Source organism: Maribacter sp. 1_MG-2023 (assembly GCF_030547005.1).
Classification (GTDB): Bacteria; Bacteroidota; Bacteroidia; order Flavobacteriales; family Flavobacteriaceae; genus Maribacter.
Map to the genome: position 1 here is coordinate 47,026 of NZ_JAUOPN010000011.1, position 24,028 is coordinate 71,053.

At 34.6% G+C, this 24,028-nt stretch carries 17 protein-coding genes; 10 read left to right on the top strand and 7 right to left on the bottom strand.

Going from position 1 to position 24,028, the window contains the following annotated elements; genetic code table 11:
• The first annotated feature begins 24 nt into the window (after positions 1-24).
• The 3 genes from Q4500_RS12980 to Q4500_RS12990 all read left to right on the top strand — a co-directional run bounded on the left by Q4500_RS12980 (position 25) and on the right by Q4500_RS12990 (position 4,675).
• Entirely contained in the window at positions 25-2,427 is a 2,403-nt protein-coding gene (locus Q4500_RS12980) for a glycoside hydrolase family 31 protein (protein WP_303600078.1), read from the top strand.
• Positions 2,428-2,463: 36 nt separating this feature from the next.
• A complete protein-coding gene (locus Q4500_RS12985; protein WP_303600079.1) occupies positions 2,464-3,273 on the top strand; it encodes a M48 family metallopeptidase in 810 nt (269 codons plus the stop codon).
• A 61-nt stretch (positions 3,274-3,334) separates the two neighbouring features.
• Positions 3,335-4,675: an MFS transporter gene (locus Q4500_RS12990; RefSeq protein ID WP_303600080.1), complete on the top strand. Its 1,341-nt coding sequence runs from the start codon at positions 3,335-3,337 to the stop codon at positions 4,673-4,675.
• A 45-nt stretch (positions 4,676-4,720) separates the two neighbouring features.
• Here the strand turns inward: Q4500_RS12990 and Q4500_RS12995 are convergent, their stop codons facing one another.
• Genes Q4500_RS12995 through Q4500_RS13010 form a run of 4 tightly spaced genes read right to left on the bottom strand, consistent with a single transcriptional unit; the run spans position 4,721 to position 7,667 of the window.
• The gene (locus tag Q4500_RS12995) at positions 4,721-5,446 is read right to left on the bottom strand and encodes a head GIN domain-containing protein (protein WP_303600081.1); all 726 of its coding nucleotides are present in this window, start codon (positions 5,444-5,446) and stop codon (positions 4,721-4,723) included.
• 31 nt (positions 5,447-5,477) lie between these two features.
• A complete protein-coding gene (locus tag Q4500_RS13000) occupies positions 5,478-6,569 on the bottom strand; it encodes a hypothetical protein (protein WP_303600082.1) in 1,092 nt (363 codons plus the stop codon).
• Positions 6,550-7,113, bottom strand: coding sequence for a hypothetical protein (locus Q4500_RS13005; protein WP_303600083.1), 564 nt, complete (start codon positions 7,111-7,113; stop codon positions 6,550-6,552). The genes Q4500_RS13000 and Q4500_RS13005 overlap by 20 nt, the downstream gene beginning before the upstream one ends.
• The gene (locus tag Q4500_RS13010; protein WP_073245660.1) at positions 7,113-7,667 is read right to left on the bottom strand and encodes an RNA polymerase sigma factor; all 555 of its coding nucleotides are present in this window, start codon (positions 7,665-7,667) and stop codon (positions 7,113-7,115) included. Before Q4500_RS13010 ends, Q4500_RS13005 begins: the two co-directional genes overlap by 1 nt.
• A gap of 301 nt (positions 7,668-7,968) precedes the next feature.
• Here Q4500_RS13010 and Q4500_RS13015 point away from each other — a divergent pair, with 301 nt between their 5' ends.
• The 3 genes from Q4500_RS13015 (at position 7,969) to cmk (ending at position 15,670) form a co-directional block, all read left to right on the top strand.
• Positions 7,969-12,279 carry a PQQ-dependent sugar dehydrogenase gene (locus tag Q4500_RS13015; RefSeq protein ID WP_303600084.1) on the top strand — a complete coding sequence of 1,437 codons (4,311 nt, stop codon included), beginning with the start codon at positions 7,969-7,971 and terminating at the stop codon, positions 12,277-12,279.
• A gap of 213 nt (positions 12,280-12,492) precedes the next feature.
• On the top strand, positions 12,493-14,943 hold the full coding sequence (gene lon, locus Q4500_RS13020; protein WP_303600085.1) for an endopeptidase La: 2,451 nt from the start codon (positions 12,493-12,495) through the stop codon (positions 14,941-14,943).
• A gap of 28 nt (positions 14,944-14,971) precedes the next feature.
• The gene (gene cmk, locus Q4500_RS13025) at positions 14,972-15,670 is read left to right on the top strand and encodes a (d)CMP kinase (RefSeq protein ID WP_303600086.1); all 699 of its coding nucleotides are present in this window, start codon (positions 14,972-14,974) and stop codon (positions 15,668-15,670) included.
• A gap of 49 nt (positions 15,671-15,719) precedes the next feature.
• On the opposite strand, the gene Q4500_RS13030 is transcribed toward cmk, so the two are convergent.
• On the bottom strand, positions 15,720-16,100 hold the full coding sequence (locus tag Q4500_RS13030) for a LysM peptidoglycan-binding domain-containing protein (RefSeq protein WP_303600087.1): 381 nt from the start codon (positions 16,098-16,100) through the stop codon (positions 15,720-15,722).
• Between the two features lie 266 nt (positions 16,101-16,366).
• Between Q4500_RS13030 and rpsA the strand changes: the two genes are divergently transcribed.
• Positions 16,367-18,202 carry a 30S ribosomal protein S1 gene (gene rpsA, locus Q4500_RS13035; RefSeq protein WP_303600088.1) on the top strand — a complete coding sequence of 612 codons (1,836 nt, stop codon included), beginning with the start codon at positions 16,367-16,369 and terminating at the stop codon, positions 18,200-18,202.
• A 563-nt stretch (positions 18,203-18,765) separates the two neighbouring features.
• Here the strand turns inward: rpsA and Q4500_RS13040 are convergent.
• Positions 18,766-20,016: an OmpP1/FadL family transporter gene (locus Q4500_RS13040; RefSeq protein ID WP_303600089.1), complete on the bottom strand. Its 1,251-nt coding sequence runs from the start codon at positions 20,014-20,016 to the stop codon at positions 18,766-18,768.
• Positions 20,006-21,346: a DUF4270 family protein gene (locus Q4500_RS13045; RefSeq protein WP_303600090.1), complete on the bottom strand. Its 1,341-nt coding sequence runs from the start codon at positions 21,344-21,346 to the stop codon at positions 20,006-20,008. The genes Q4500_RS13040 and Q4500_RS13045 overlap by 11 nt, the downstream gene beginning before the upstream one ends.
• A 239-nt stretch (positions 21,347-21,585) precedes the next feature.
• On the opposite strand from Q4500_RS13045, the gene Q4500_RS13050 reads away from it, so the two are divergent.
• The 3 genes from Q4500_RS13050 (at position 21,586) to Q4500_RS13060 (ending at position 24,027) form a co-directional block, all read left to right on the top strand.
• Positions 21,586-22,578, top strand: a complete 993-nt coding sequence (locus tag Q4500_RS13050) for a kelch repeat-containing protein (protein ID WP_303600091.1) — start codon at positions 21,586-21,588, stop codon at positions 22,576-22,578.
• 74 nt (positions 22,579-22,652) lie between these two features.
• On the top strand, positions 22,653-22,994 hold the full coding sequence (locus Q4500_RS13055; RefSeq protein WP_303600092.1) for a DUF4907 domain-containing protein: 342 nt from the start codon (positions 22,653-22,655) through the stop codon (positions 22,992-22,994).
• A 7-nt stretch (positions 22,995-23,001) separates the two neighbouring features.
• Positions 23,002-24,027 (top strand): sensor histidine kinase, encoded by a 1,026-nt coding sequence (locus tag Q4500_RS13060; protein ID WP_303600093.1) that lies wholly within the window; start codon positions 23,002-23,004, stop codon positions 24,025-24,027.
• Position 24,028: the final 1 nt, after the last annotated feature.

Sequence of the window (24,028 nt, forward strand, 5' to 3'; positions counted from 1 at the left end):
TGATATTTTTTAATTTATTAGTTCATGATCACAAATACAGAGCTTGAGTATAAAGGTAATTTATACCCAAACCATATCGTTGAATTTTCACAAGACTCAGATAAATTATACTTCACAACAGACAACGGTGTTGTTTTACAAATAACAATATTAAGAGGTAGCATTATTCGTTTTAGGTATGCTACCAACTATAATTTCGAACCAGATTTTTCATATGCCATTGACCCAGATGCAACCATGGGTTATAGTAAGTTAGAAATTGTAGAGAATGATACAGAATACGTTGTAGCTACTGCGCGGTTAAGTATTTTAGTAGATAAAAAGACGTTACGTACCCAAATTTCAGATTTAGAGGGAAATATCATTAGTGAAGATGAATTAGGTTTTCATTGGGAAGAAAACTATGAATATGGTGGTAATACTGTAAAATTGAGTAAAATTACCCAGTCGGGCGAGAGTTTTTATGGCATGGGCGATAAAGCCATGCATAGTAACCTTAAGGGTAAAAGAGTAGAAAATTGGGTAACCGATCAATTTGCTTTTGCAAAAGAGCAAGATCCGCTTTACAAGGCGATACCATTTTACGTTGGCTTAAATAAAGGCAAGGCATATGGTATTTATTTTGACAATAGTTTTAGAACAGGTTTCGATTTTTCGCAAGAGCGAAGAAATATAACGAGCTTTTGGGCAGATGGTGGCGAAATGAATTATTACTTCATTTTCGGGCCAGATATGTCAAAAGTTGTGAGCTCATATTCAAGTCTTACCGGTACGCCCGAATTGCCGCCAATGTGGGCATTAGGCTTTCACCAATCGAAATGGAGCTATTACCCAGAAAGTAATGTAAAAGATATTACTAGCGAATTTAGAAGACTACAAATACCTTGCGATGCCATCTATTTAGATATAGATTATATGGATGGCTTTAGGTGTTTTACTTGGAATAAAGAGCACTTTCCTGATCCAAAGAGAATGATTTCAGAATTGGAAGAAGATGGCTTCAAGACTGTAGTGATGATTGATCCAGGTATAAAAGTGGATCGTGATTATTGGATATATAACGAAGCATTAGAAAACGATTATTTCTGTAAAAGGGGAGATGGGCCGTTAATGCATGGTAAGGTGTGGCCTGGTGAATGTAATTTTCCAGATTTCACTAATCCTGCGGTTCGAGAGTGGTGGGCAGAATTGTATAAAGAATTTATGTCAGAATTGGGAGTTCATGCCGTTTGGAATGATATGAACGAACCTGCAGTTATGGAGGTACCTACAAAAACGGCACCTTTAGATACCCGTCATAATTACGACGGACACCCATGTACACACCGAAAAGCACACAACGTTTACGGTATGCAAATGGTAAGGGCAACTTATGAAGGTGTTAAAAAGTATGTATATCCAAAACGACCATTTGTAATAACAAGAGCGGCATTTGCAGGTACACAACGATATTCTTCTACTTGGACAGGCGATAATGTAGCTACTTGGGAGCATCTATGGATAGCCAACGTGCAGGTACAGCGTATGTGTTTAAGCGGCTATTCTTTTGTAGGTTCTGATATTGGCGGATTTGCCGAACAACCAGATGGCGAATTATTTGCCAGATGGGTGCAATTAGGTATTTTTCATCCATTTTGTAGAGTACATTCAAGTGGAGATCATGGTGATCAAGAACCATGGTCATTTGGTTCAGAGATAACAGATATCGTTAGAAAGTTCATAAATCTACGCTATCAATTGTTACCGTATTTGTACACCATGTTCTATAAATACACGAAAGAGAATATACCTATGATTCAGTCTTTAGTGTTCTATGATCAAGAAGATAATCAGACACATTTTAGAACTGATGAATTTATTTTTGGAGAAAAAATATTGGTTTGCCCTATACAAGAACCCAATGCGCAAGGACGTAGAATGTATATACCTAGAGGAGATTGGTACGATTTTTGGACTAACGAACATGTTGTCGGAGGTAAAGAAAAATGGGTAGCGGCAGAAATCGATATGCTTCCGATTTTTGTAAAAGCCGGAGCTATAATTCCGAAATATCCTATTCAACAATACGTAGGGGAAAAGAAGATAGAAGAATTAGTTTTAGAAGTTTATTACAAAGAAGGTACAGAAGCATCTGAGGTATATGAAGATTCAGACGATGGGTATGATTATAAGAAAGGGCGGTATTCGTTGAGTAATTATAAGTTAACAGGTAAAGAAAATTCATTGACTATTCAGTTATTTAAAGATGGAACTTTCGATACCGAATATGAAATGATAAAGCTTAATTTTCATGGACTTCCTTTTGAGGTTGATAGCGTTATGATAGACAATGAAAAAATAGCATTAGATAGTATAGCGGTTAACGAAAACAGTGATTTGCGAATAGACAAAAACTTTACGCTATTGCATTTATCAGGAAAACAATAACTTTGTAGCTTATTACCATTAACTAAAATTAAAAATATGAAAAAATTAGTATTAATAGTATTTGTATTTATAGGCGTTTCAGCTTGTAAAGTAAACCCGTTTACGGGTCAGAAAACTTTGAATTTTTATCCGAATAGTCAGGTGTTCCCTTCTGCCTTTGCGCAATACGACACTTTTTTAACTGAGAATAATGTTGTCACTGGTACAGCAGATTCTCAAATGATTACTAGAGTGGGTCAACGTATTTCTTCTGCTGCAGAACGCTGGTTAACTGCAAACGGACACCCAGGTTACTTAGCAGACTATAAGTGGGAATATAACTTGGTAAAAGATGAAACTGTAAACGCTTGGTGTATGCCGGGTGGTAAAATTGTATTTTATACAGGTATTTTACCAATTACTCAGACAGAAACTGGTGTTGCAGTGGTAATGGGTCATGAGGTAGCTCATGCTCTTGCTGATCACGGTGCACAACGTATGAGTGCAGGTACGTTACAACAAGTAGGTGCTGTTGCGGGTAATGTTGCAATTAAAAATCAACAAACATTAGGTTTGTTCAATCAGGCTTATGGTGTAGGTACGCAGTATTTAGGTATGTTGCCATTTAGTAGAGGTCATGAGACAGAAGCCGATAGAATAGGTTTACAGATTATGGCTATTGCAGGTTACGATCCTTACGAGGCTGCCGAATTATGGAAACGTATGAAGGCAAACAGTGGAGGAGAAGCGCCACCAGAATTCATGAGTACACACCCTTCTAATGACACAAGAATAAATAACCTAACAGTTTGGGCACCAGATGCCGCGGCAGAAGCAGCTAAATTTGGAGTAACTAAATTTAACTAAAACCTTTAAGATTATTGTATATTGAAGCCGTTCAGAAATGAACGGCTTTTTATTTTTATATATGGGGAAGACACTAGTTGCAAAAGGAAGTAAAAAATTATTGAACGCATGGGCCTTTTATGATTGGGCAAATTCAGTGTATACACTAACTATAGCCTCTTCTATTTTTCCTATCTATTATTCTTCACTTTTTACATCTAAAGATGAGTTAGTTTCGGCATTCGGTTTCGATATGAAACAAACCGTGCTCATTTCAATAGTTACTGCTTTTACCTTTCTTGTTGTTGCATTTTTGTCACCCGTATTATCGGGCATCGCAGATTATGTTGGTAATAAGAAAATGTTCATGAAGTTTTTCTGCTACACAGGTAGTATAGGCTGTATGGGTTTATATTGGTTCGATTTAGAACAAATTCATATAAGTCTTCTGTTCTATTTTATGGGATTAATAGGATATTGGGGAAGTCTGGTTTTTTATAATTCTTATTTACCTGATATTGCTTTTGAAGATCAGCAAGATAGTATTAGCGCAAAAGGATTTTCTTTAGGGTATTTTGGTAGTGTTCTTTTGTTGTTATTGAATTTAGCCATGGTTATGAAACCAGAATGGTTCGGATTTGATATTGGTGAAACAGAAGATACCCTAAACGCAGCTAAAGTAGAAGCGATGAGAATATCTTTTATAACGGTTGGGGTATGGTGGTTGCTTTTTAGTCAATATACATTTTGGGTACTACCAAAAGGGGTAGGTAAAGGTCACAAAATTACTCGCGACGTTCTCTTTAATGGTCTTAAAGAGTTAAAGGTGGTTTGGGGTCAATTGAAAGAAAATGAAAGACTAAAGCGCTATCTGTATGCCTTTTTTGTATTCAGTATGGCGGTGCAGACAATTATGCTAGTAGCGGTTTATTTCGGAGAAAAGGAAATTGCTTGGGTTTCGGAAAGTGAAAAAACTACAGGGTTAATTATAAGTGTATTGGTAATTCAATTGGTTGCAATAGCTGGTGCTATAATCACCTCTAAGGCATCTGATAAATATGGTAATATAAAAACCTTAATAGCTGTAAATGCTATTTGGATGTTATTATGTATTTACGCTTATTTTATGGTAACACCGACTCAATTTTACATCGCAGCAGGATTTGTTGGTTTGGTAATGGGCGGAGTGCAATCTTTAGGAAGATCTACATATTCAAAATTTTTACCCGAAACAGAGGATACTACGTCGTATTTTAGTTTTTATGACGTTGCTGAGAAAATAGGCATTGTTATCGGTATGGCACTCTTTGCTATAATAGATCAGGTAAGTAATATGCGATATGCCATTTTGTTTTTATTTGTATTCTTTTTAGGCGGTATTGTATTGTTATTTAGGGTAGATGAATCAAAAAAGCCTCTATAAAAGAGGCTTCGTTGAATTGATTGTTCGCTATTTTGATTTTATATGTTATCCTTTAGATATGTCTCCAGAACCTGAAGTTTTAGTATTCACCTTTTCTGGGTTTCCTCTGTATGAGATATCACCTGATCCAGATACGCGTGCTTTAATTGATTTGTTTGCTGTTACCTGAATATCTGCAGAACCAGAAACAGTGGCTTCAACATTATCAGCTTCAAGGTCATACGCTTCTATATCGCCGCTGCCAGAAATAGTTGCTTCAAAATCAGTGGTACTTCCGCTTAAAGTAATATCACCAGAACCAGACATTGTAGCAGAAATAGAGCTTGTTTCAATGTCTAAGGTAATATCACCAGATCCTGACATTGCTGTACTGAATTTTTCCGCTTTAATTTTTGTCTTTCCAACGATATCTCCAGATCCAGACATAGCCACAGAACTTATAGATTCTACAGGTACCGTAATGTGAATTCCAGATTTCCAATTACTAGATTTGAGATTGACACCTTTCTCTGTTTTAATGATCAATTTGCCATCTTTAACTTCTGTAATGATATATTCTAATAGGTTCTCTTCGCCTTCAAGAGTAATCTCACCTTCGCTGCCAGCAACTAAATCGATATCGAACCAGCCAGAAACAGCTACTCCGTCATAATCTTCGGTGGTTCTTTCAATAGAAACATTATTTCCATTTCCTTTTATGGTCTTTCCCCATTGAGCAGAACAGGATATAGATAATAGGCCCACAAATACTAATACACTTAATTTTCTCATGATTTTCATATTTAATTGATTGATTGATTGATTATTTTTTGGTAAAACTGATTCCGCCATAGTCACTTGATAGTGTCATTTTATTTCCACTTCCTTTAGAGCCATAAAAGCCTTCATAGTGTTTATCAGAAGATTTTTCTGTGCTGATATTAATAGTAAAGTCGTCTTTTCCACTAACTCCAGAATAACTAGTCGAAATATCGAAATCGAAATGATAGTCGCTATGGTATCCAATTTTGATTCCCGTATAATCTGTTCTAATATTTACATTACCGGCATCAGCTGCAAGTTCATTTATACGTATTGATCCATAGTCAGCGACAATAGAAACATCACCATGTACGGTGCCTAATTTTACAGTAATATAATCGCCATTACCATCAATGCTTTTTAGTTCGTCGATATCCATATTGCCATAGTCGCTTGTATATTCAAGATTATCCATAGTACCAATACTTGCGTTGGTGTAGTCTGCGTTTATAGCTAGATTACCAGCTTTTTCTATGGTAAAACCTGAGTAGTCGGCTCTTATTTCTCCACTATTGATATACCCAATTGTAGATTTTGAGGTGTAGTCAAAATTTAAACGATTATTACGACCTCTTAGTTCTCCTAAATCCAATCTTCCGTAGTCACAATTGATTCTAGCATGACCATCAATTCTATCGAGGGTAATATTGCCGTAATCATTACTTAGGTCCACATTGTTTTTTACAGGAACTTTAATGGTGTAGTTGATCTGCATGTTAACATTGTTGTTGTTTCCCCAGCTCCATCCCCAGCCATTATTATTTTTATTGAATATAGTTTCTGCAGAAACACGCTCGTTACTGGCTTCAAAATCGATAGATATTTCATCTAGTTTTTTCTGAACCTTTTCTTCGTTATTACCATTGGTTTTAATGTGAACTTCGATAACGACCCTATTTTCGTTCCAGGAAGTAATATTTAAATTACCGTAAGAGTTGTTGATTTTCAGCAGCGCATTAGCATTAACATTAAACTCTTTTTTAATGGTTTTTTCTTTAGTATGCTTGCCATCAAAAGAAGTGTCATTTGCAGTTGTTACAGTGGTAAAGGCAAGTAAAAGTAGCCACGTGTATTTATATAGTATAGTTTTCATCATTCGATTTTTTAATTGATTTAATATTTTCAATTTGTATCATTACCTCGTTTAAAAGGTCTATTCTGGTTTGGAAATTAGTAATCATAGCACTTAATATAAGTTTGCTATTACCACCGTTTAAAAGATCCTGTTCCATTTTGGTGTAGTTCAATTGAAGCTTTTTCAATTGAGTCATGGTATCGTTAATTATTCTTTCTGTCTCTGGTGATTTTTCAGAGTTCAGTTCATTGATTTGCTGTTCGATTAAATTCGCGAAATAAAATTGAGTCTTAGAGGCTTCAGGTGAAATATCGGCAACCTGATCTCCAATGCTACTAGTAGTATTAAGTTGAAATATTCCAACTGATAATAATATAGCAATAGAAGCGGCAACAGACAAAAAGAGCATCCAAGGACTCTTTTTCTTTGGGGCAAGTGTTGCAACACCTTTACTTTGGTTTAATTTTTCTAAAAACCGCTGTTGGTGCCCACTGGTGGGTTCCGCATAATCTATTTTGTCTTGTAGCTCATTAAAAAGCTCTTCTATGTTATCTTTCTTCATTAGACTGCGAGTATTAATTTTTTTCTAAGACTTTCTTTAGCTCGTGAAACAGTAGTTCTGCAATTGGCATAACTAATGTTCATGATTTCACTAATTTCATCATAATCGAACCCTTCGATTAGATGTAAGGTCAAAGAAATTCTGTAATTGTCTTTTAAATCTTTCATGGTTTCCATCACTTTTTGAGCCTTTAGTTCTGTAAACACATGGTCAGATGCAATTCCGTCATTATCCTCGACCTTGTACAATACCTCATCTAAAGCAACTTCATTCTTTTTTTGTTGCTTTCTATATTGATGTATGCTGTTGTTAATAACAATGCGCTTCAACCAAGATCCAAAAGTTACTTCCCCTTTAAAAGTATGCAGTTTCGTAAATGCGCTTAGAAACGATTCTTGCATAATGTCTTCTGCTTGGGCAGTGTCTTTTACGATTCTTAGAGATGTATTGAACATAGCCTTGTAATACCTATTGTACACTTCTAGCTGTGCACTCTGTTTACCGGCCATGCACAATTGCACTAGCTCATCAATATGTTCTCTTTGTTGGCTCAAAAAGTGATTGGTTTTATTGAAAGATGATTAAATTTACGGTTTGTTACAGTTGAAGGGATTTTTTTCTTAATGAATGGAGTAATTAACACAATAATCTAAGTATTATTCAAAATTTAAATGGTTAACTAAAAATTGATTTCAAATTCTTTTTAATATTTAAGTAAGTTAATAATAATGGTAGTTCATCGAATATATAATGGAATTTACTTGTAACGAAGTCTGAAGTTATGATTTTGGCGTATTTAATATGTACTTAAACGTATAATGAATACAATTTCTTCCAAATCCTAACCTAAAACCTATGTATAAAAAATTACTTTCATTTTCATTTTTATTGATATTTGTTTTTTATAGTTTCAGTCAAGAAGCAGTAACATATCAAGATGCTTTTCCAAATTTATCATTTCAGTTTCCAGTAGAAATACAAAATGCTTCAGATGATTCTAATAGAATTTTTGTTGTAGAGCAGCAAGGAATTATTAAGGTTCTTAATAATGATCAATCTACAATAGAGGCAGATATATTTCTTGACATTCAGGATATCGTTAGCTTCTCATCTGGTCAAGAAATAGGACTTTTAGGTTTGGCATTTCATCCAAAATTTAAAACTAATGGAACTTTTTTCGTATACCATACCAAAGCAAGTACTGTTGCCAATGTAGGTGTTGAAATAGTACTGGCAAAATATACTGTTGATGCTGTCAATAAAAACCGTGCTAATAAAAATAGTAGAGTTGAGGTCTTCAGTTTTGATAAGAACCAAAGTACCTCTAACCATAATGGCGGAAAAATAGGATTTGGTCCAGATGGCTATTTATATGCCTCTTTAGGTGATGGTGGTGGTGGTGGAGACCCAATGCGTAATGCTCAGAATCTAGATAATGTTTTTGGGAGTATTTTACGTATTGATGTGGATTTGGATGGTAGCAATCCTTTAGAGACAAATCCAGATTTACCAAATGGTAATTATGAAATCCCTAGCGATAACCCACGAGTTGGTATTAGTGGATTAGATGAATTGTATGCTTGGGGTATTAGAAACACATGGAAATTTTCTTTTGATAACGATATTATGTGGGGCGCTGATGTTGGGCAAGATAAAGTAGAGGAAATTAACCATATAGTAAAAGGAGGTAATTATGGTTGGAATAGGATTGAAGGTAATGCCACCTATAGCGGTTCTACTGCATTGATAACCAACCCAGATATAAAACCAGTTTTTGAATATGGACATACCAACGGAGATTTATCCATAACTGGCGGTTACGTTTACAATGGGTTGAGTAATAATACGCTATTAAAAGGAAGATATATTTATGCGGATTATGTGTCAGGTCGAGTATGGTCGCTTAATTATAATAATGCAAACAAAAGTGCAACAAGCACTCTGTTATTTCGAACGTCAGGTGAATATGTTTCTAGTTTTGGTCTTGATGAGTCTGGCGAGCTATATTTTAGCGGGTATGGTACAACTGCAAAAATTTATAAAATATCTGGAGGGCAAGAACCAATTATTCCAGAGCCTACACAGATTAATGGTATTGGCTATTGGGATGAAATTGCCAACGGCACTAATGGCGTAATAAACTGTCTTTTAGAGGATGGTGATAATATTTACATTGGCGGATTATTTTCAAGAGCTGGAAATGCAGCAGCTAATAATTTTGCTGTTTATAATAAAATATCTGGGTGGGAAACTTCCTTAGGTTCGGTAAATGGCGAGGTGAAAACAATTGCAACTACAACAACTAACCAACTGGTAATCGGTGGGTCTTTTAGTCAGGTTAGTGGAGTTAATGCAAATAATATTGCCATTTTAAACGGTACATCTTGGTCAGCTTTGGGTTCGGGTACAAATGGGTCAGTCGCAAAAATAGCTATTGACAATAATAAAATATATGTAGGTGGCGCTTTTACCAGTGCAAATGGTATTTTGGCAAACAATATTGCGGTTTGGAACAATGGGTGGAAATCTCTAAAAGAACAAACTTCTACCCAATTAGGTGTTAATAATGAAGTTCGTGAGATTGTAATTTCAGATACAGGAATTGTGTATGTTGGCGGTAATTTTGATACTGCTGGTGGTAAGAGTGCTCCAAGAATTGCACATTGGGACGGTACCACTTGGGGTACATTGGGTTCAGGTACAAGTGGATTTGTAGAAGCCATAGCTATAAAGGATAACTATGTTTATGTAGGAGGTAATTTCAATTTAGCATCAGGACAAACGGTTAATAGAATTGCAAGATGGAATAAGTCATCATCTCAATGGGAGAAATTAGGGAATGGACTAAGTGGTAATGTTAATGATATTACTATTGATAATGATAATGTATATGTAGGAGGTAATTTTGTTTTTGCCAGTAATGAGGTTTCAAAATCGGTAATCGTTAACAATTTAGCGCGCTGGAGTCTTGATGTAGGATGGCAACCACTAGGTGAAAAATTACAAGTTGGCTCAAATAACATTGTAAATGCTATTAGTTTAACTTCAGACAGCGAAACACTTTTTGTTGCAGGTAATTTTACTTCGGTTGGCAATGTGACCTCTAATTATATAGCAAAATGGTCAGAGAAATTTAATTGTTCTAACAGCGGAATAATCCAGGAATATCAAATTAACGGTACTTGGGCAAGTGGAAAAAGTGCTATAGAAATTAATGAAGGAGACAAGGTTGTGCTTAGTATTTTACCTAATGGAGAACAATTTTCGATAAAACTGCCAAATGGTACAGTGGTTAACGGCGACTATTCTTTAGGCGAAATAGATAAAGGTCAAGAAGGTATTTACGAATTCCAAACGCAAGATGGGTGTACCGCTACTCTGAAAATTACGGTAATGACAGAAACGGACTGTACCGCAACTATATTAACACCACAATACCAAATTGATAATGGTGGTTGGGAATTTTTTATCAACGACACGTTAATTGTTGGTGAAGAAAGTTTACTGAGTTTAAGGTTAAGTGATTATACAGATACATATTCAATCGAATCACCTTCGGGGGCAATCAATTCTGGTCCTATAGTTTTACAGAACGTAACAGTAGGAAATTATACCTTTAGTAGTACAGAAGGGTGCTCTAAAACTATTGTTTTACAAGGCTGTACAACTGCCACTGTAATACCAGAATTTAAAATAGGTGAAGGAGATTGGGTTAAAGGCGAAACGAGCTTAATTGTTGATGAAGGGTCGTCTATTATTTTGGGCTTGTCTGCTTTAGAAGATACTAATTATTCTATTATTCGTCCTAACCAAGAAGTCAATATTGGTGCACTTAATTTAGAGGAAATCACCCAAGAAGATGAAGGTCTGTATGTTTTTAAGAATGCTATGGGCTGCGCTGCAACTTTTGAATTGAAAGTTATATCATTTTCTTCGGGCATATGTCCTGCAACAATCACTAACGAAAATCAGTTGCTAGTTTTACCCAATGGTGAGTATGACAGACTTTTATTAAATGTTGAAGGTATAGATGATGATACCAACAATTCGGCTTGTGCCATGAAAATTACTTCTACCGATAACGGTGGTCTTTGGGATAAATATACCATAGCACTTAATTTAAATGAATTAGGACTAAAACCTGGAGATGAATTAAATTTTAGTATTGATGCGAAAAGTATAAATGGGAATGCTAGGATAGAGGTTGTTGAAAATAATGTGCCAAATACTTGGAAGATAGGACACACTTTTACAAAAGAATGGACAACCTATTCTCAAATAATTACCGTACCGGATAATGTTAGTAAATTAAATATTTGGTTATTTTCTAATTATGGGAAAATAGATGCCGGTACAGCACTTTATGATAATCTTATCGTTGAAAAAATTATAGATGAAGTAGAGTTGGAGTGTAAGGATTACTTCCCTAGTGAAGATATTATTTTCAAAGAAGCAATTTTTCAAGCGGGTTTAGATTCGATTGAAGGTTTTGATAGTGGAATTGCAGGAATTGATTGCGCAATAGAACTTACGAATAAAGACCAAGATCAGCCTTGGTCTAGATATAGCATTCCTATTAATCTATTAGAAAATGGATTTAAATCAGGTGATGTGATAACCATAAGTTTAGATGGTAAAACCATTACGGGTAATGCAAGAATTGAGGTTGTTTATAATGATAAACCAAATAGTTGGGATTTAGGACATTCTTTTACAAAGGAGTGGTCTTCCTATTCAAAAAATATAATTATTCCTGTAAATACTGAAACACTAGACATTTGGTTATTTACAAATTATAATAAAACATCAAGTAATGGTATAGCGCAATTTGCGAACCTACGTGTTGAAAAGGCATCTGGTCAGCAGTTAACTACTTTAAAATATAATTCTGCAGAAACTGAAACAGGCTTTTTAGAGACTGATATTATTATTTTTCCAAACCCTACGGCAGATATGGTTTTGGTAGATGTTTCTAAGTTTAAAAACCAAGCATTTACATTAGCAGTTGTTTCTTCAAATAATACCGCAATTATGATAAAAAATATTGATAAAGGTCATGATGATTTAATTAGCTTAGATTTTTCACAGTATCCAGAAGGAGTATATATATTGACTTTGAGTATGGATAATGGGGAAAGTTTTGTCAAGAAGATTATTAAGAAGTAATTAAAAAGGGAGTATAAAGGCTAACTGGCCGGAATAATATTATATTATTCCGGCCAGTTTTATTTTCACTTGGCACAGGAATTGAAATACCTTTATGCAAATGAAGGTGCAAAAGCTGTATTCGCTTAGTTTTCATTGCTATTACAGCATTTATGTATAATTTATAAAAATAAAATTCTGTTAGTTTAATGACAGAATGACCGATATATGAGTATGGGAGATTCTAAATTTTCAAATTTTGACAATATGTCTTTACAGGGAATAGATCAAGATTCTGAGCTTATACCACTATTGACCCCCGAAGATGAGGAGCAGATGAATAGTGAGACATTGCCAGAAACCTTGCCAATATTGCCTTTAAGAAATACAGTGCTTTTTCCTGGCGTGGTAATTCCTATTACTGCGGGTAGAGATAAAAGTATTCGCTTAATAAAAGATGCTAATAATGGTTCGAAGGTCATTGGTGTGGTTTCTCAGAAAGACGAGGAAACTGAAAATCCTGATGTGCAGGATATCAACACCTTGGGTACCGTTGCTAAAATATTACGTGTGCTTCAAATGCCCGATGGTAATACGACGGTCATCATTCAAGGTAAAAAACGTTTTGAGGTTGCCGAAATTTTGACTAAAAAGCCATATTTAACAGCTACAGTTAGAGAGACTGAAGAAGTTAGGCCAAAAAAGAATGACAAGGAGTTTTTAGCTATTATTGAGTCGATTAAAGAATTGGCACTAAAAATAATTAGAGACAATCCGAACATTCCTAGTGAGGCTTCTTTTGCTATTAAGAATATTCAAAGCGATTCTTTCTTGATCAACTTTGTATCGTCTAATCTTAATTTAGATGTTAAGGCAAAGCAAGAATTATTAGAGATAGGCAGCTTACAAGAAAGAGCATTGGCAACATTGAAATATATGAATGTTGAAATGCAAAAGTTGGAGCTTAAAAACGATATACAGTCTAAAGTTAGAAATGACTTGGATCAACAGCAGAGAGAGTATTTCTTACACCAGCAAATGAAAACCATTCAAGAAGAATTGGGTGGTGTTTCGTATGATGAGGAGTTAGAGGAGATGAAAATCAAGTCTAAAAAGAAAAAATGGGGCAAGAAAGTTAAAGAGCATTTTGATAAAGAATTAGCAAAAATGAAGCGGATGAATCCGCAGGTAGCAGAATATTCTATTCAAAGAAATTATTTAGATCTTATGCTAGATCTACCTTGGAAAGAGTTTTCGAAAGATAAATTCGATTTAAAAAGAGCACAAAGAATATTAGACCGTGATCATTATGGTTTAGAAGATGTCAAGAAAAGAATCATAGAGTATCTAGCGGTATTAAAACTGCGTAATGATATGAAATCTCCGATCTTATGTCTGTACGGACCTCCAGGAGTTGGTAAAACTTCTTTAGGCAAATCAGTTGCAGAAGCATTAGGAAGAGAATACGTAAGAATGTCTTTGGGTGGTTTACGTGATGAAGCTGAAATTAGAGGGCATCGTAAAACCTACATTGGTGCTATGCCAGGCAGAATTATTCAAAGTCTTAAGAAGGCAGGTACTTCAAATCCTGTTTTTATACTAGATGAGATAGATAAGTTGTCTAATAGTAATCAAGGTGATCCATCTTCAGCAATGTTAGAGGTGTTAGATCCTGAGCAGAATAGTGATTTTCACGATAACTTTTTAGAGTTAGGTTATGACCTTTCTAAAGTGATGTTCGTTGCTACCGCAAATAATTTAGGTAGTATTCAGCCGGCACTTAGGGATCGTATGGAGATTATTCATGTAAGTGGTTATACCATTGAAGAAAAAGTAGAGATTGCCAAAAAGCATTTACTGCCAAAGCAATTAACTGAGCATGGTTTAGATTCTAGTCATTTAAAAATCGGAAAGCCACAATTAGAGAAAATTGTTGAAGGTTATACCCGCGAATCTGGTGTACGTTCTTTAGAGAAGCAAATTGCCAAAATGGTACGTTATGCGGCTAAATCTATCGCTACTGAAGAGGAATATGAGATAAAAGTCAGTAATGAAGTTATTATAGAAGTATTGGGCGCACCAAAAATGGAGCGTGACAAATATGAAAATAATGAAGTTGCAGGTGTAGTAACAGGTCTTGCTTGGACTAGTGTTGGTGGTGATATATTGTTTATTGAATCTATACTTTCAAAAGGTAAAGGTAATATGACAATTACCGGTAACCTTGGTAAGGTGATGAAAGAATCTGCTACCATTGCAATGGAATACATAAAATCTAACGCTGAACGATTTGGAATTGATCCAACGGTCTTTGAAAAGTACAACGTGCATATTCACGTGCCAGAGGGTGCAACCCCTAAAGATGGACCAAGTGCAGGTATAACTATGTTGACTTCTTTAGTTTCGTTGTTTACTCAAAAACGTATTAAAAAGAGCTTGGCAATGACAGGTGAAATTACCTTACGTGGTAAAGTATTACCTGTAGGTGGCATAAAAGAGAAGATTCTTGCAGCAAAAAGAGCGAAAATTAAAGAGATAATTCTTTGTGCAGATAATGAGCGTGATATTAAGGAAATCAAAGAATCTTACTTAAAAGGATTGACCTTTCACTATGTAAAAGAAATGTCTGAAGTAATTGATATTGCCATTACAGATGTCAAAGTAAAAAACGCAAAGGAGCTATAGTATAGCTTTTCTTTATATTTTTGGAACAATGAAAAAAATCACTATTGCAATCGACGGATTCTCTTCTACGGGAAAGAGTACTTTGGCTAAGCAATTAGCTAAAAAACTAGAATATGTATATGTAGATACTGGTGCAATGTACCGCGCAGTTACATTATTTGCAATGAAGTCCGGTTTTGTAGAAGCGGGTGAAGTTGATGAAGATGCATTGGTGAAATCATTAGGTGATATCGAATTGAATTTTATATTTAATTCAGAATTAGGATATGCCGAAATGTATTTGAATGGTGAAAATGTAGAGAAGGAAATAAGAACTATGCCTGTGTCAAAAAATGTGAGTCAGGTTTCTGTTATAGCAGCTGTGCGAGAAAAATTGGTAGCCATGCAGCAAGCAATGGGTGTTGATAAAGGTCTTGTTATGGACGGTAGAGATATCGGTACTGTAGTATTCCCTGATGCTGAACTTAAAATTTTCATGACGGCTTCGCCAGAAAAACGTGCGGTTAGAAGATACAAAGAATTGTTGGATAGGGGAGAGAATGTTGTTTATGCAGATATTCTAGAAAATGTTGAAAAGCGAGATTATATAGATAGTAACCGTGCAATTTCACCTTTAAAAAGGGCAGAAGATGCTATTGAGTTTGATAATAGTGATTTAGGACTAGAGGATCAGTTTCAAAGAATCTATGAACATTCGCTTCGGGTTATTGAAAAACATCAAGCATAAAAAAAGAGGTTAGCATTGCTGACCTCTTTTTATTTATATAGTATCGATACTATTTATTTGGAATAACCAATACTTGATCAGGATGAATAACATCTGGACTTTTCAAGATACCAGTGTTCGCTTCAAAAATAGCTTTGTATTGCATAGCATCACCGTAGTAGTGCTTCGCTATTTTACTTAAAGACTCACCACCTTTAACAACGTGTCTGTGATATACAGAATCGTCTTCAACAGAGATATTAGCTTTAATGTCAGAAGGACTTTCGCCACCTAATTGCTTAATTTTATCCCACATTAGGTCTTTTTCATAAGGCGTTTTTGCTTGCCCTTTTACTTTAAGAACATCACCTTCAACAGTTACATTACCGTCTTTTATACCTAATTGCTCACCAAGATCTAATACACCTTGATATTTTGCCTTAACACTCATAATTTTACTTTTTTTAATGGTTATTATAATACTTCTAAGATAAGCATATTTAGGATATTTAATTCTAAAATCATGCCAAATTCATTAAATGAACGTGTAATATCTTGTTGTGTTGCCTAATTTAAATAAAATGATTATTTTTGCACACCTTTTTTGCAAGGAAGTCAAGAGAAAAAAGGGATTAGATAAACAAATAAATATAACTACTTTCATAGTCGTTGCCTAAGTCTTGATAAGGTTATGGAATACAAATTATTAATCAGCAAATGGCTGAAGAAAAAACAAACGCAGAGGTAGAAGTTACTACTGAAGCAACACAACAAGCTGTTGAAACTCCACAGCAAGATCCACAAGAATTTTTAGAAAGTTTCAATTGGGAAAAATACGAGCAAGGAATTGAGCGTGTTGATGATTCTAAATTGAAGGAATTTGAAAAATTAGTTGCCGAAAACTTTGTAGATACTGCCGATGAGGAAGTTGTAGAAGGTACTGTAGTTTATATCACAGATAGAGAAGCTATTATTGATATCAACGCAAAATCTGAAGGTGTAATCTCGTTAAACGAATTTCGTTACAATCCAGGTTTAAAAGTTGGTGACAAAGTAGAGGTATTGATCGATATTCGTGAAGATAAAAGTGGTCAACTAGTATTATCTCACAGAAAGGCGAGAACTATTATGGCTTGGGATCGTGTTAACGCGGCTCATGACAAAGAAGAAATCGTTAGTGGTTTTGTTAAGTGCAGAACTAAAGGTGGTATGATCGTTGACGTATTTGGTATTGAAGCTTTCTTACCAGGTTCTCAAATCGATGTTAAGCCTATTCGTGATTACGATCAGTATGTTAACAAAACAATGGAATTTAAGGTTGTAAAAATCAACCACGAATTTAAAAACGTTGTTGTTTCTCATAAAGCTCTTATTGAAGCTGATATTGAAGAACAGAAGAAAGAAATCATTAGCCAATTAGAAAAAGGACAAGTATTAGAAGGTGTTGTTAAAAACATTACTTCTTATGGTGTGTTTATTGATCTAGGTGGTGTTGATGGTTTAGTTCATATTACTGACCTTTCTTGGAGCAGAATCAACCACCCGAACGAGGTTGTTGAACTGGACCAGAAATTAAATGTTGTAATTCTTGATTTTGATGAAAACAAATCTAGAATTCAATTAGGTCTTAAGCAATTAGAGAAGCATCCTTGGGAAGCTTTATCTGATGAAATTAAGATTGGTGATAAAGTAAAAGGTAAAGTAGTTGTTATAGCTGATTACGGCGCATTCATAGAAGTTGTTGAAGGTGTTGAAGGTCTTATCCATGTTTCTGAAATGTCTTGGTCTACGCACTTGCGTTCTGCACAAGATTTCGTAAAAGTTGGTGATGAGGTTGAAGCAGTTGTATTGACATTAGATCGTGAAGATCGTAAAATGTCTCTTGGTATCAAGCAATTGACTCCAGATCCTTGGACTGATATTACTACTAAATACCCTGTAGGTTCTAAGCATAAAGGTATTGTAAGAAACTTTACAAACTTTGGTGTTTTTGTTGAGCTAGAAGAAGGTATTGATGGTTTAATTTATATCTCTGATCTTTCTTGGACTAAGAAAATCAAGCATCCATCTGAGTTTACCAATGTTGGTGATACTTTAGAGGTAGAGGTGTTAGAATTAGATGTTGATGGTCGTAAGTTAAGCTTAGGTCATAAACAAACTACTGAAAACCCTTGGGATAAATATGAAACTGAATTCGCATTAGGTACAGTTCATACAGCAACCATTTCTGATGTAGTTGATAAAGGTGCAACAATTGAATTTAACGAAGATATTACTGCATTTATTCCTCAACGTCATTTAGAGAAAGAAGATGGTAAGAAACTAGGTAAAGGCGATGAAGCTGAATTCAAGATTATTGAGTTCAATAAAGACTTCAAACGTGTAGTAGCTAGTCATACTGCTATTTTCCGTGAAGAAGAGCAACGTAATGTAAAAGCAGCTGTCAAAAGACAAGCAGCTAGCGCAGATGAAGCTAAGCCTACTTTAGGTGATGCTAACGATGCACTACAAGCGTTGAAAGACAAAATGGAAGCTGATTCTAAGAAGAAGTAATTTCATAGTATAGATCCTTTATAAGGGTCAAAAGTAAAAGCCCGGATATGTATCCGGGCTTTTTTTGTGTCTATTGTTTTCACTTTTAAGTGCTGATAAAATGAATTGCTAATGAAGATGTTCATAAATTACTTCAGTGGTAGATAGTTAGTTTTAGTGTTTTCTTGCCTTGGTTTGATAGGATATATCTTAGGCAAGTATCAAAAGTAAAAGCCCGGTTATTAGTCCGAGCTTTTTTGTGTCTATTCTTTTTGATTTTTTTTAAGGTACTGACAGAGTGATTTGTTAATGGCGATGTGGATTTAGAAGTTATATTATTTTAAAGTTAGATAGATCCTAAGTTTTGGTATTTTCTTGCCTTAATTTATCAAGATGTATCTTAGGAAAGTAGCAAAAGTAAAAGCCCGGAAATTAATCTGGGCTTTTTTTAATATCCACAATTCTCAGTTCCTATTAGGGTTCCATAAAAAATGAATTACTAATGGAGATTTTAATATTAGAAGTTGAATTTCTTCTAATACAAGGGTTAGTATTCGTTGTATAGTATTCCCTAGCTATAATTTTTAATAGACCTTTTTCTTTACGAACCAGATGTCTTCTAAACTCAAGTTTAAAGTAACTAAATGAAAATTCTCTTTCACCAATACGTTTTGTAAAAGTCCCTTAGAACCATAACTATAAGAAAGATTGATCATAGAGTGTGTGCCTCTGCTTGTTGGTATGCCGATACTTGCCGTAAAATTGTAGCCTTCCACTTTTTTGTCACCTATGGCGAGGTAGCCATTATCATAATTGTAACCCAATCTATAAGCAAGTCTTTGACCGTATTTATAACTGGTAGGGTCTTGAATAAATTCTAGTCCAAAGGCATAAATATCTTGATCTTCATAACTGCCAATATTTTCTGATTGATTGGTGTCTGACCAGAAGTTTTTCTTGTAATCTGCACTAAATGTCAGTTCTTCAATTGGTTTTATACTCATACCAAAACCGAACTCTAAAGGAAGTTTAAAGTCAGAAACATTACTAGAGCTTTCATCTTCTACAGAAATTGCAATTCCTGATATTGATTTATCGACAGATCTTTTTAGGTTTCCGTTTAAACTTGTTGGTAGTTGAACGGTACTACCAATAGTTATCTTGTCATTGACATCGTATTGAAGTCCGAAACCTAACCTTGCACCGCTATAATTAGTTTTTTCTACAGATTCGAATGTAGAAGTACTATAAATGAAAGATTCCGTTTCTTCAATGTTTCCGAATAAAAACGATGCACTTAAACCTAATCTCAATTTTGGCATTAGTGCATAACCAACATTTAGCTTAATATCATTTAGTCCACCCAATCCGGTAATGTTACTTTCAAAAGATTCTGTAGATCCCTCAATGTTACTACTAACGCCAAGTAATGAATAACCAACATCGCTATAGGGTGTCATAGTAATACCAGCACCTAAGTTTTCCATAATTCTAAATCCGAAGGCTAAATTAGAAAAGTTTATATTCGACTTTTCTTCAGAAGAAGAAGTGTTGCTGTAACTGTTAAATTCACCGGTGACACCTATATCATATAGGAATGAATTTTGAGGTATTAAGGCATAGTTTGCGGGGTTTAAATTGTTTAGCTCGTACGGAGATTTAATGCCGATACCACTGTAACCTAAACTATTAAATTTTCCGATACTTGTCTGGTTAATGACTCCTAATCCGTAAAGCGAATATGGCGAGCTAGTTAAAGCTTCAGACTGTGCCGAAGACTGATAAAAAGCTAACAGTGCTGCTATGGTAAAAAATATTATTTGGTTAATCTTCATCGTATATACCGTATGTTAATTCTAAAATTGTTTCGTTTTCGCCATTACCGTTCCCGTTTAAAATAAATCTATCAACCGTAGAATTGTAATCTGCAGGAAGCAGAATCAGTGCATCGTCAATATCTCTATCTTTTAATTGTAATTCTTCTAAATAATAGGCTATTGGTATTTCATAATAGATGTCATTAAATTCTTGATTGTCTCTATTCAGAATAGCATATGAAGTGGATGTCAGTGTCTCAATTAAATCATTGTTTTGGTCAACCACGTAAACGGCAAGTGTATCTCTAAGTTTTAGATGGTCATCATAAGATTGAGCTGTTGGTTTAATTTTTAAGATTCCGTCTAAAATAGTTCCACTACCAGGAATGTCATAAAGACTGGTAATACTGGGAAATTGTACACGCATAGCAATACCAACACCAGACTGAATATAACTTTGGTTGTTAGAATCTGAACTTTCTAAAATTGTCTGACTATTGGTCAAGGTTTGCAGAGGTGTAATAGGATCATCTGCTGTAATTCTATTAAAAAATGGAACAGGAGTAGTAGTACCATCTATTTGTATATCAAGATATTCTTGCTCAGATTCGTACTCGGTATCGGTGCTATAATATAAACGCATATAAGTGTTTTCAGAAGATTTTGAAAAACCTATTATAGCTCCGTTATCTGTGTCATCTGGTACTAGTCCAATACCTTTAAAGTAATCTCGATACTCATTAGCGTTTACAATATTTTTTTCTTGAAGTTGAGAAAATACATCTGTACCAAAATCATCTACAAGCTTAATGGTTATTGAATCACCAGATAATGGTCGTGGGTAATATTCAGAAAAACCAAGGTCGGTTTCGTCATAACCTATGCTACTTGTATTATAAAAGAAATCATCACCTTCTGGGTTGAAATTTTCATTAATTTTTTTAATGTGTATAGTGTTTTTCTGCAGTGTATCATTATAATAGTAGTTGTCATAACCCATTACCATAACAATACTGTCATACTCAGCTTCAGCGTCTATGGTATATGTTTCGGGTAAAAGTTGCATATAGCTAGATGTTGTAACAGTACCGAAAACGGTGTCGGTATATTTTCCTAATAGGATTCTCGTAGATTCAGAGGTGATAATACTATCAAACTTCATTGTAGATGTACTGACAGTTAAGGTGTCAATTAGTATAAGGCGAACATTGCTATCGGTAAAAGTTTCGCCCGCAACAAATTCTGAGTCATTATAAATATCATCGCTACACGATATGATTGCAATTGATAGGAAACCGCCTAGCATAAACATGTAGAGCGCACGTACTTTGTTTAAGAACACCTTCATTTAGTATTTAATTTTTATCAAAACTAAATACCAAGCTTGGTTGTAAAAACCTGAATAGACGAATCGTGAATGTTAAGGGATGAACTTTGTTATTTAAGCTATTAATGAAAAATTTGTGTTGGTAGATGAAAACAAGGGTTTGGTATGTTAAAAACCAATTTTAATCTATTGTGTTTTTTGAACAGTAGGGTCTCTAGTAGATTTGATCTTGAAAAGAAAGAACCTTAAAACAAAAAATAATGAATAAAAGAAAATCGTATGTGTACAAAATTACTGGTTTGGCACTACTGGCCATGGTAATTACAAGTTGTTCAAGTGATGATGACGATGACGATTTAGGAAACTGGGTAGACAAATCTGTATTTGATGGTAGCCCAAGAAGTAGTATATCGGGCTTTACAATTGGCAATGTTGGTTATATGGGCGTTGGTTATGATGGAGATGATTATTTGTCTTCATTTTGGGCATATGATATAGAAGGTGATTATTGGTCTCAAAAGGCAGATTTTCCTGGGGTGGCTAGAAACGCCGCAGTAGGTTTTGAAATAGATGGTACTGGTTATATCGGTTCTGGGTATGATGGGGTCGATGAATTAACAGATTTTTATAGTTATAACACAGTATCTAATACGTGGACAGAAATTGCGTCATTAACTACGGCAAGAAGAAGTGCGGTTGGCTTTGGTACTAATGGCTTTGGTTATGTAGGTACGGGTTATGATGGCGAAAACGATAGAAAAGATTTCTGGAGATATAATCCTGGCAATGATACTTGGACAGAGTTAGTTGGTTTTGGAGGTAACAAAAGAAGGTCGGCAACAACGTTTACCATTGATGGATTGACCTATTTAGGAACTGGAGTTTCTAATGGAGTATATCTAGATGATTTTTGGGTATTTGATCCAACTACAGAAAGCTGGACAAAGAAATTAGATTTGGATGAAGAAGATGATTACGCTGTGCAAAGAAGTAATGCCGTTGGTTTTACATTAAATGGTTATGGCTATATAGCATGTGGTGAATTAAGTGGCGCAACCAATACAGTTTGGGAATATGATCCGACATCAGATGAGTGGGAGCAAAAAACGTCTTTTGAAGGTGCGACAAGACAAGATGCTATTGCATTTTCAAATGGAAGTCGTGTATTTATAGGAATGGGTAGAACAGGTACTTTATACCTAGATGATTTAGATGAATTCTTTCCTCAAGATGAGTACGAAGAGGAAGATTAATTTTTCATAGTGAGTGCAATTGTTAATTTTTTGGGTCAATCTGTGTGGATTGGCCCATTTTTAAACATTTATTTATGATTTCGACTGCAAAATATTGGGTCTTACTTGTGTTATTTTTGGCACTCGTGTTGGGCTATTCAATTTATAATCAAACTTTCGCTAGTGAAAACCAAACTTTTCATAGTCAGGTGGTAGATCTTAACAATGGATATGGATATCAGATTATGAGAGGAGAAAAAATAGTGATTCTACAAGAATATATACCAGGTTTTCCGGGCAAGCAAAAGTTTGCTACCGAGGCTCAGGCCTTAAAAACTGCAAATCTTGTAATAACAAAATTAGAAGAAGGTAAATCGCCAATTTTATTACCAACAGATTTAGCAGAATTAAATATTGCTATTGCGACAAGTCGCTAATTTCTTTATGAAATCGATTATAAAAAATAGGGTTCAAATAGTTGTTCATATTAGTATATGGATATTGTTATACGGACTCACTTTTTATCCTATTTTAAACGATGCGAGACCAATTCCTTTAGATGTTTTTCCGAAGCTAATAGTTATAATCATTCTTTTTTATTTCAATTACTTCTATTTAGTGCCAGAGTATCTGCTAAAAAAAAGTGTGCTGTTTTACCTGATGGTTTCATTGGGTTTGTTGATAGCTTCTGTGATGCTTCTAAATCATTTTTACGAACCAAAGTTTCCAGAAAATTTTATAATGGATATCCAACGGCCAAGAGGTTTTGGTTATATGCCTATTTATAGATCGTTCGTAAATCTTGGTATACCCTATGTAATTAGTGCTATTTTAAGAATATATGTAGAGTGGAAGCGTAATGAAAATTTACGTTTATCGGTAGAAAAAGAAAACATTAAGTCTGAGCTGCAATTTTTAAAAGCGCAGTTGAATCCCCATTTTTTATTCAATACACTAAATACAATTTATGCGCTTTCGGTAAAAAAATCACCAGATACTTCTGAGGCTATAGTTGATTTGTCTGAGTTAATGCGATATATGATTTATGAGGCCGACAAAGATTTGGTGCCGTTGAACAAAGAAATAGATTATATAAAAAGTTACATTCAATTACAACGATTACGACTATCTGATAGTGAAAATGTTTCTTTAAAAATAACAGGAGAAGATAGGGGAAGAGCGGTACCACCTTTACTGTTTATTTCTTTTATTGAAAATGCCTTTAAATATGGTACCGACTATAAAGGTAAGACCTATGTAAAAATTGCTTTGATCATTACAGATGCCTCTGTTTATTTAAATGTTAAGAATAAAATAGGAGTGTTTAAAGAGCCAACAAAGAATTCTGGTATTGGTTTAGAGAATATTAGAAACCAATTAAAGCTAATTTATCCAGGGTTGCATAATCTTGAAGTTGACAATGATGGAAAAGATTACGAAGTGTCATTAACTATTTACCAAAAACAATAAA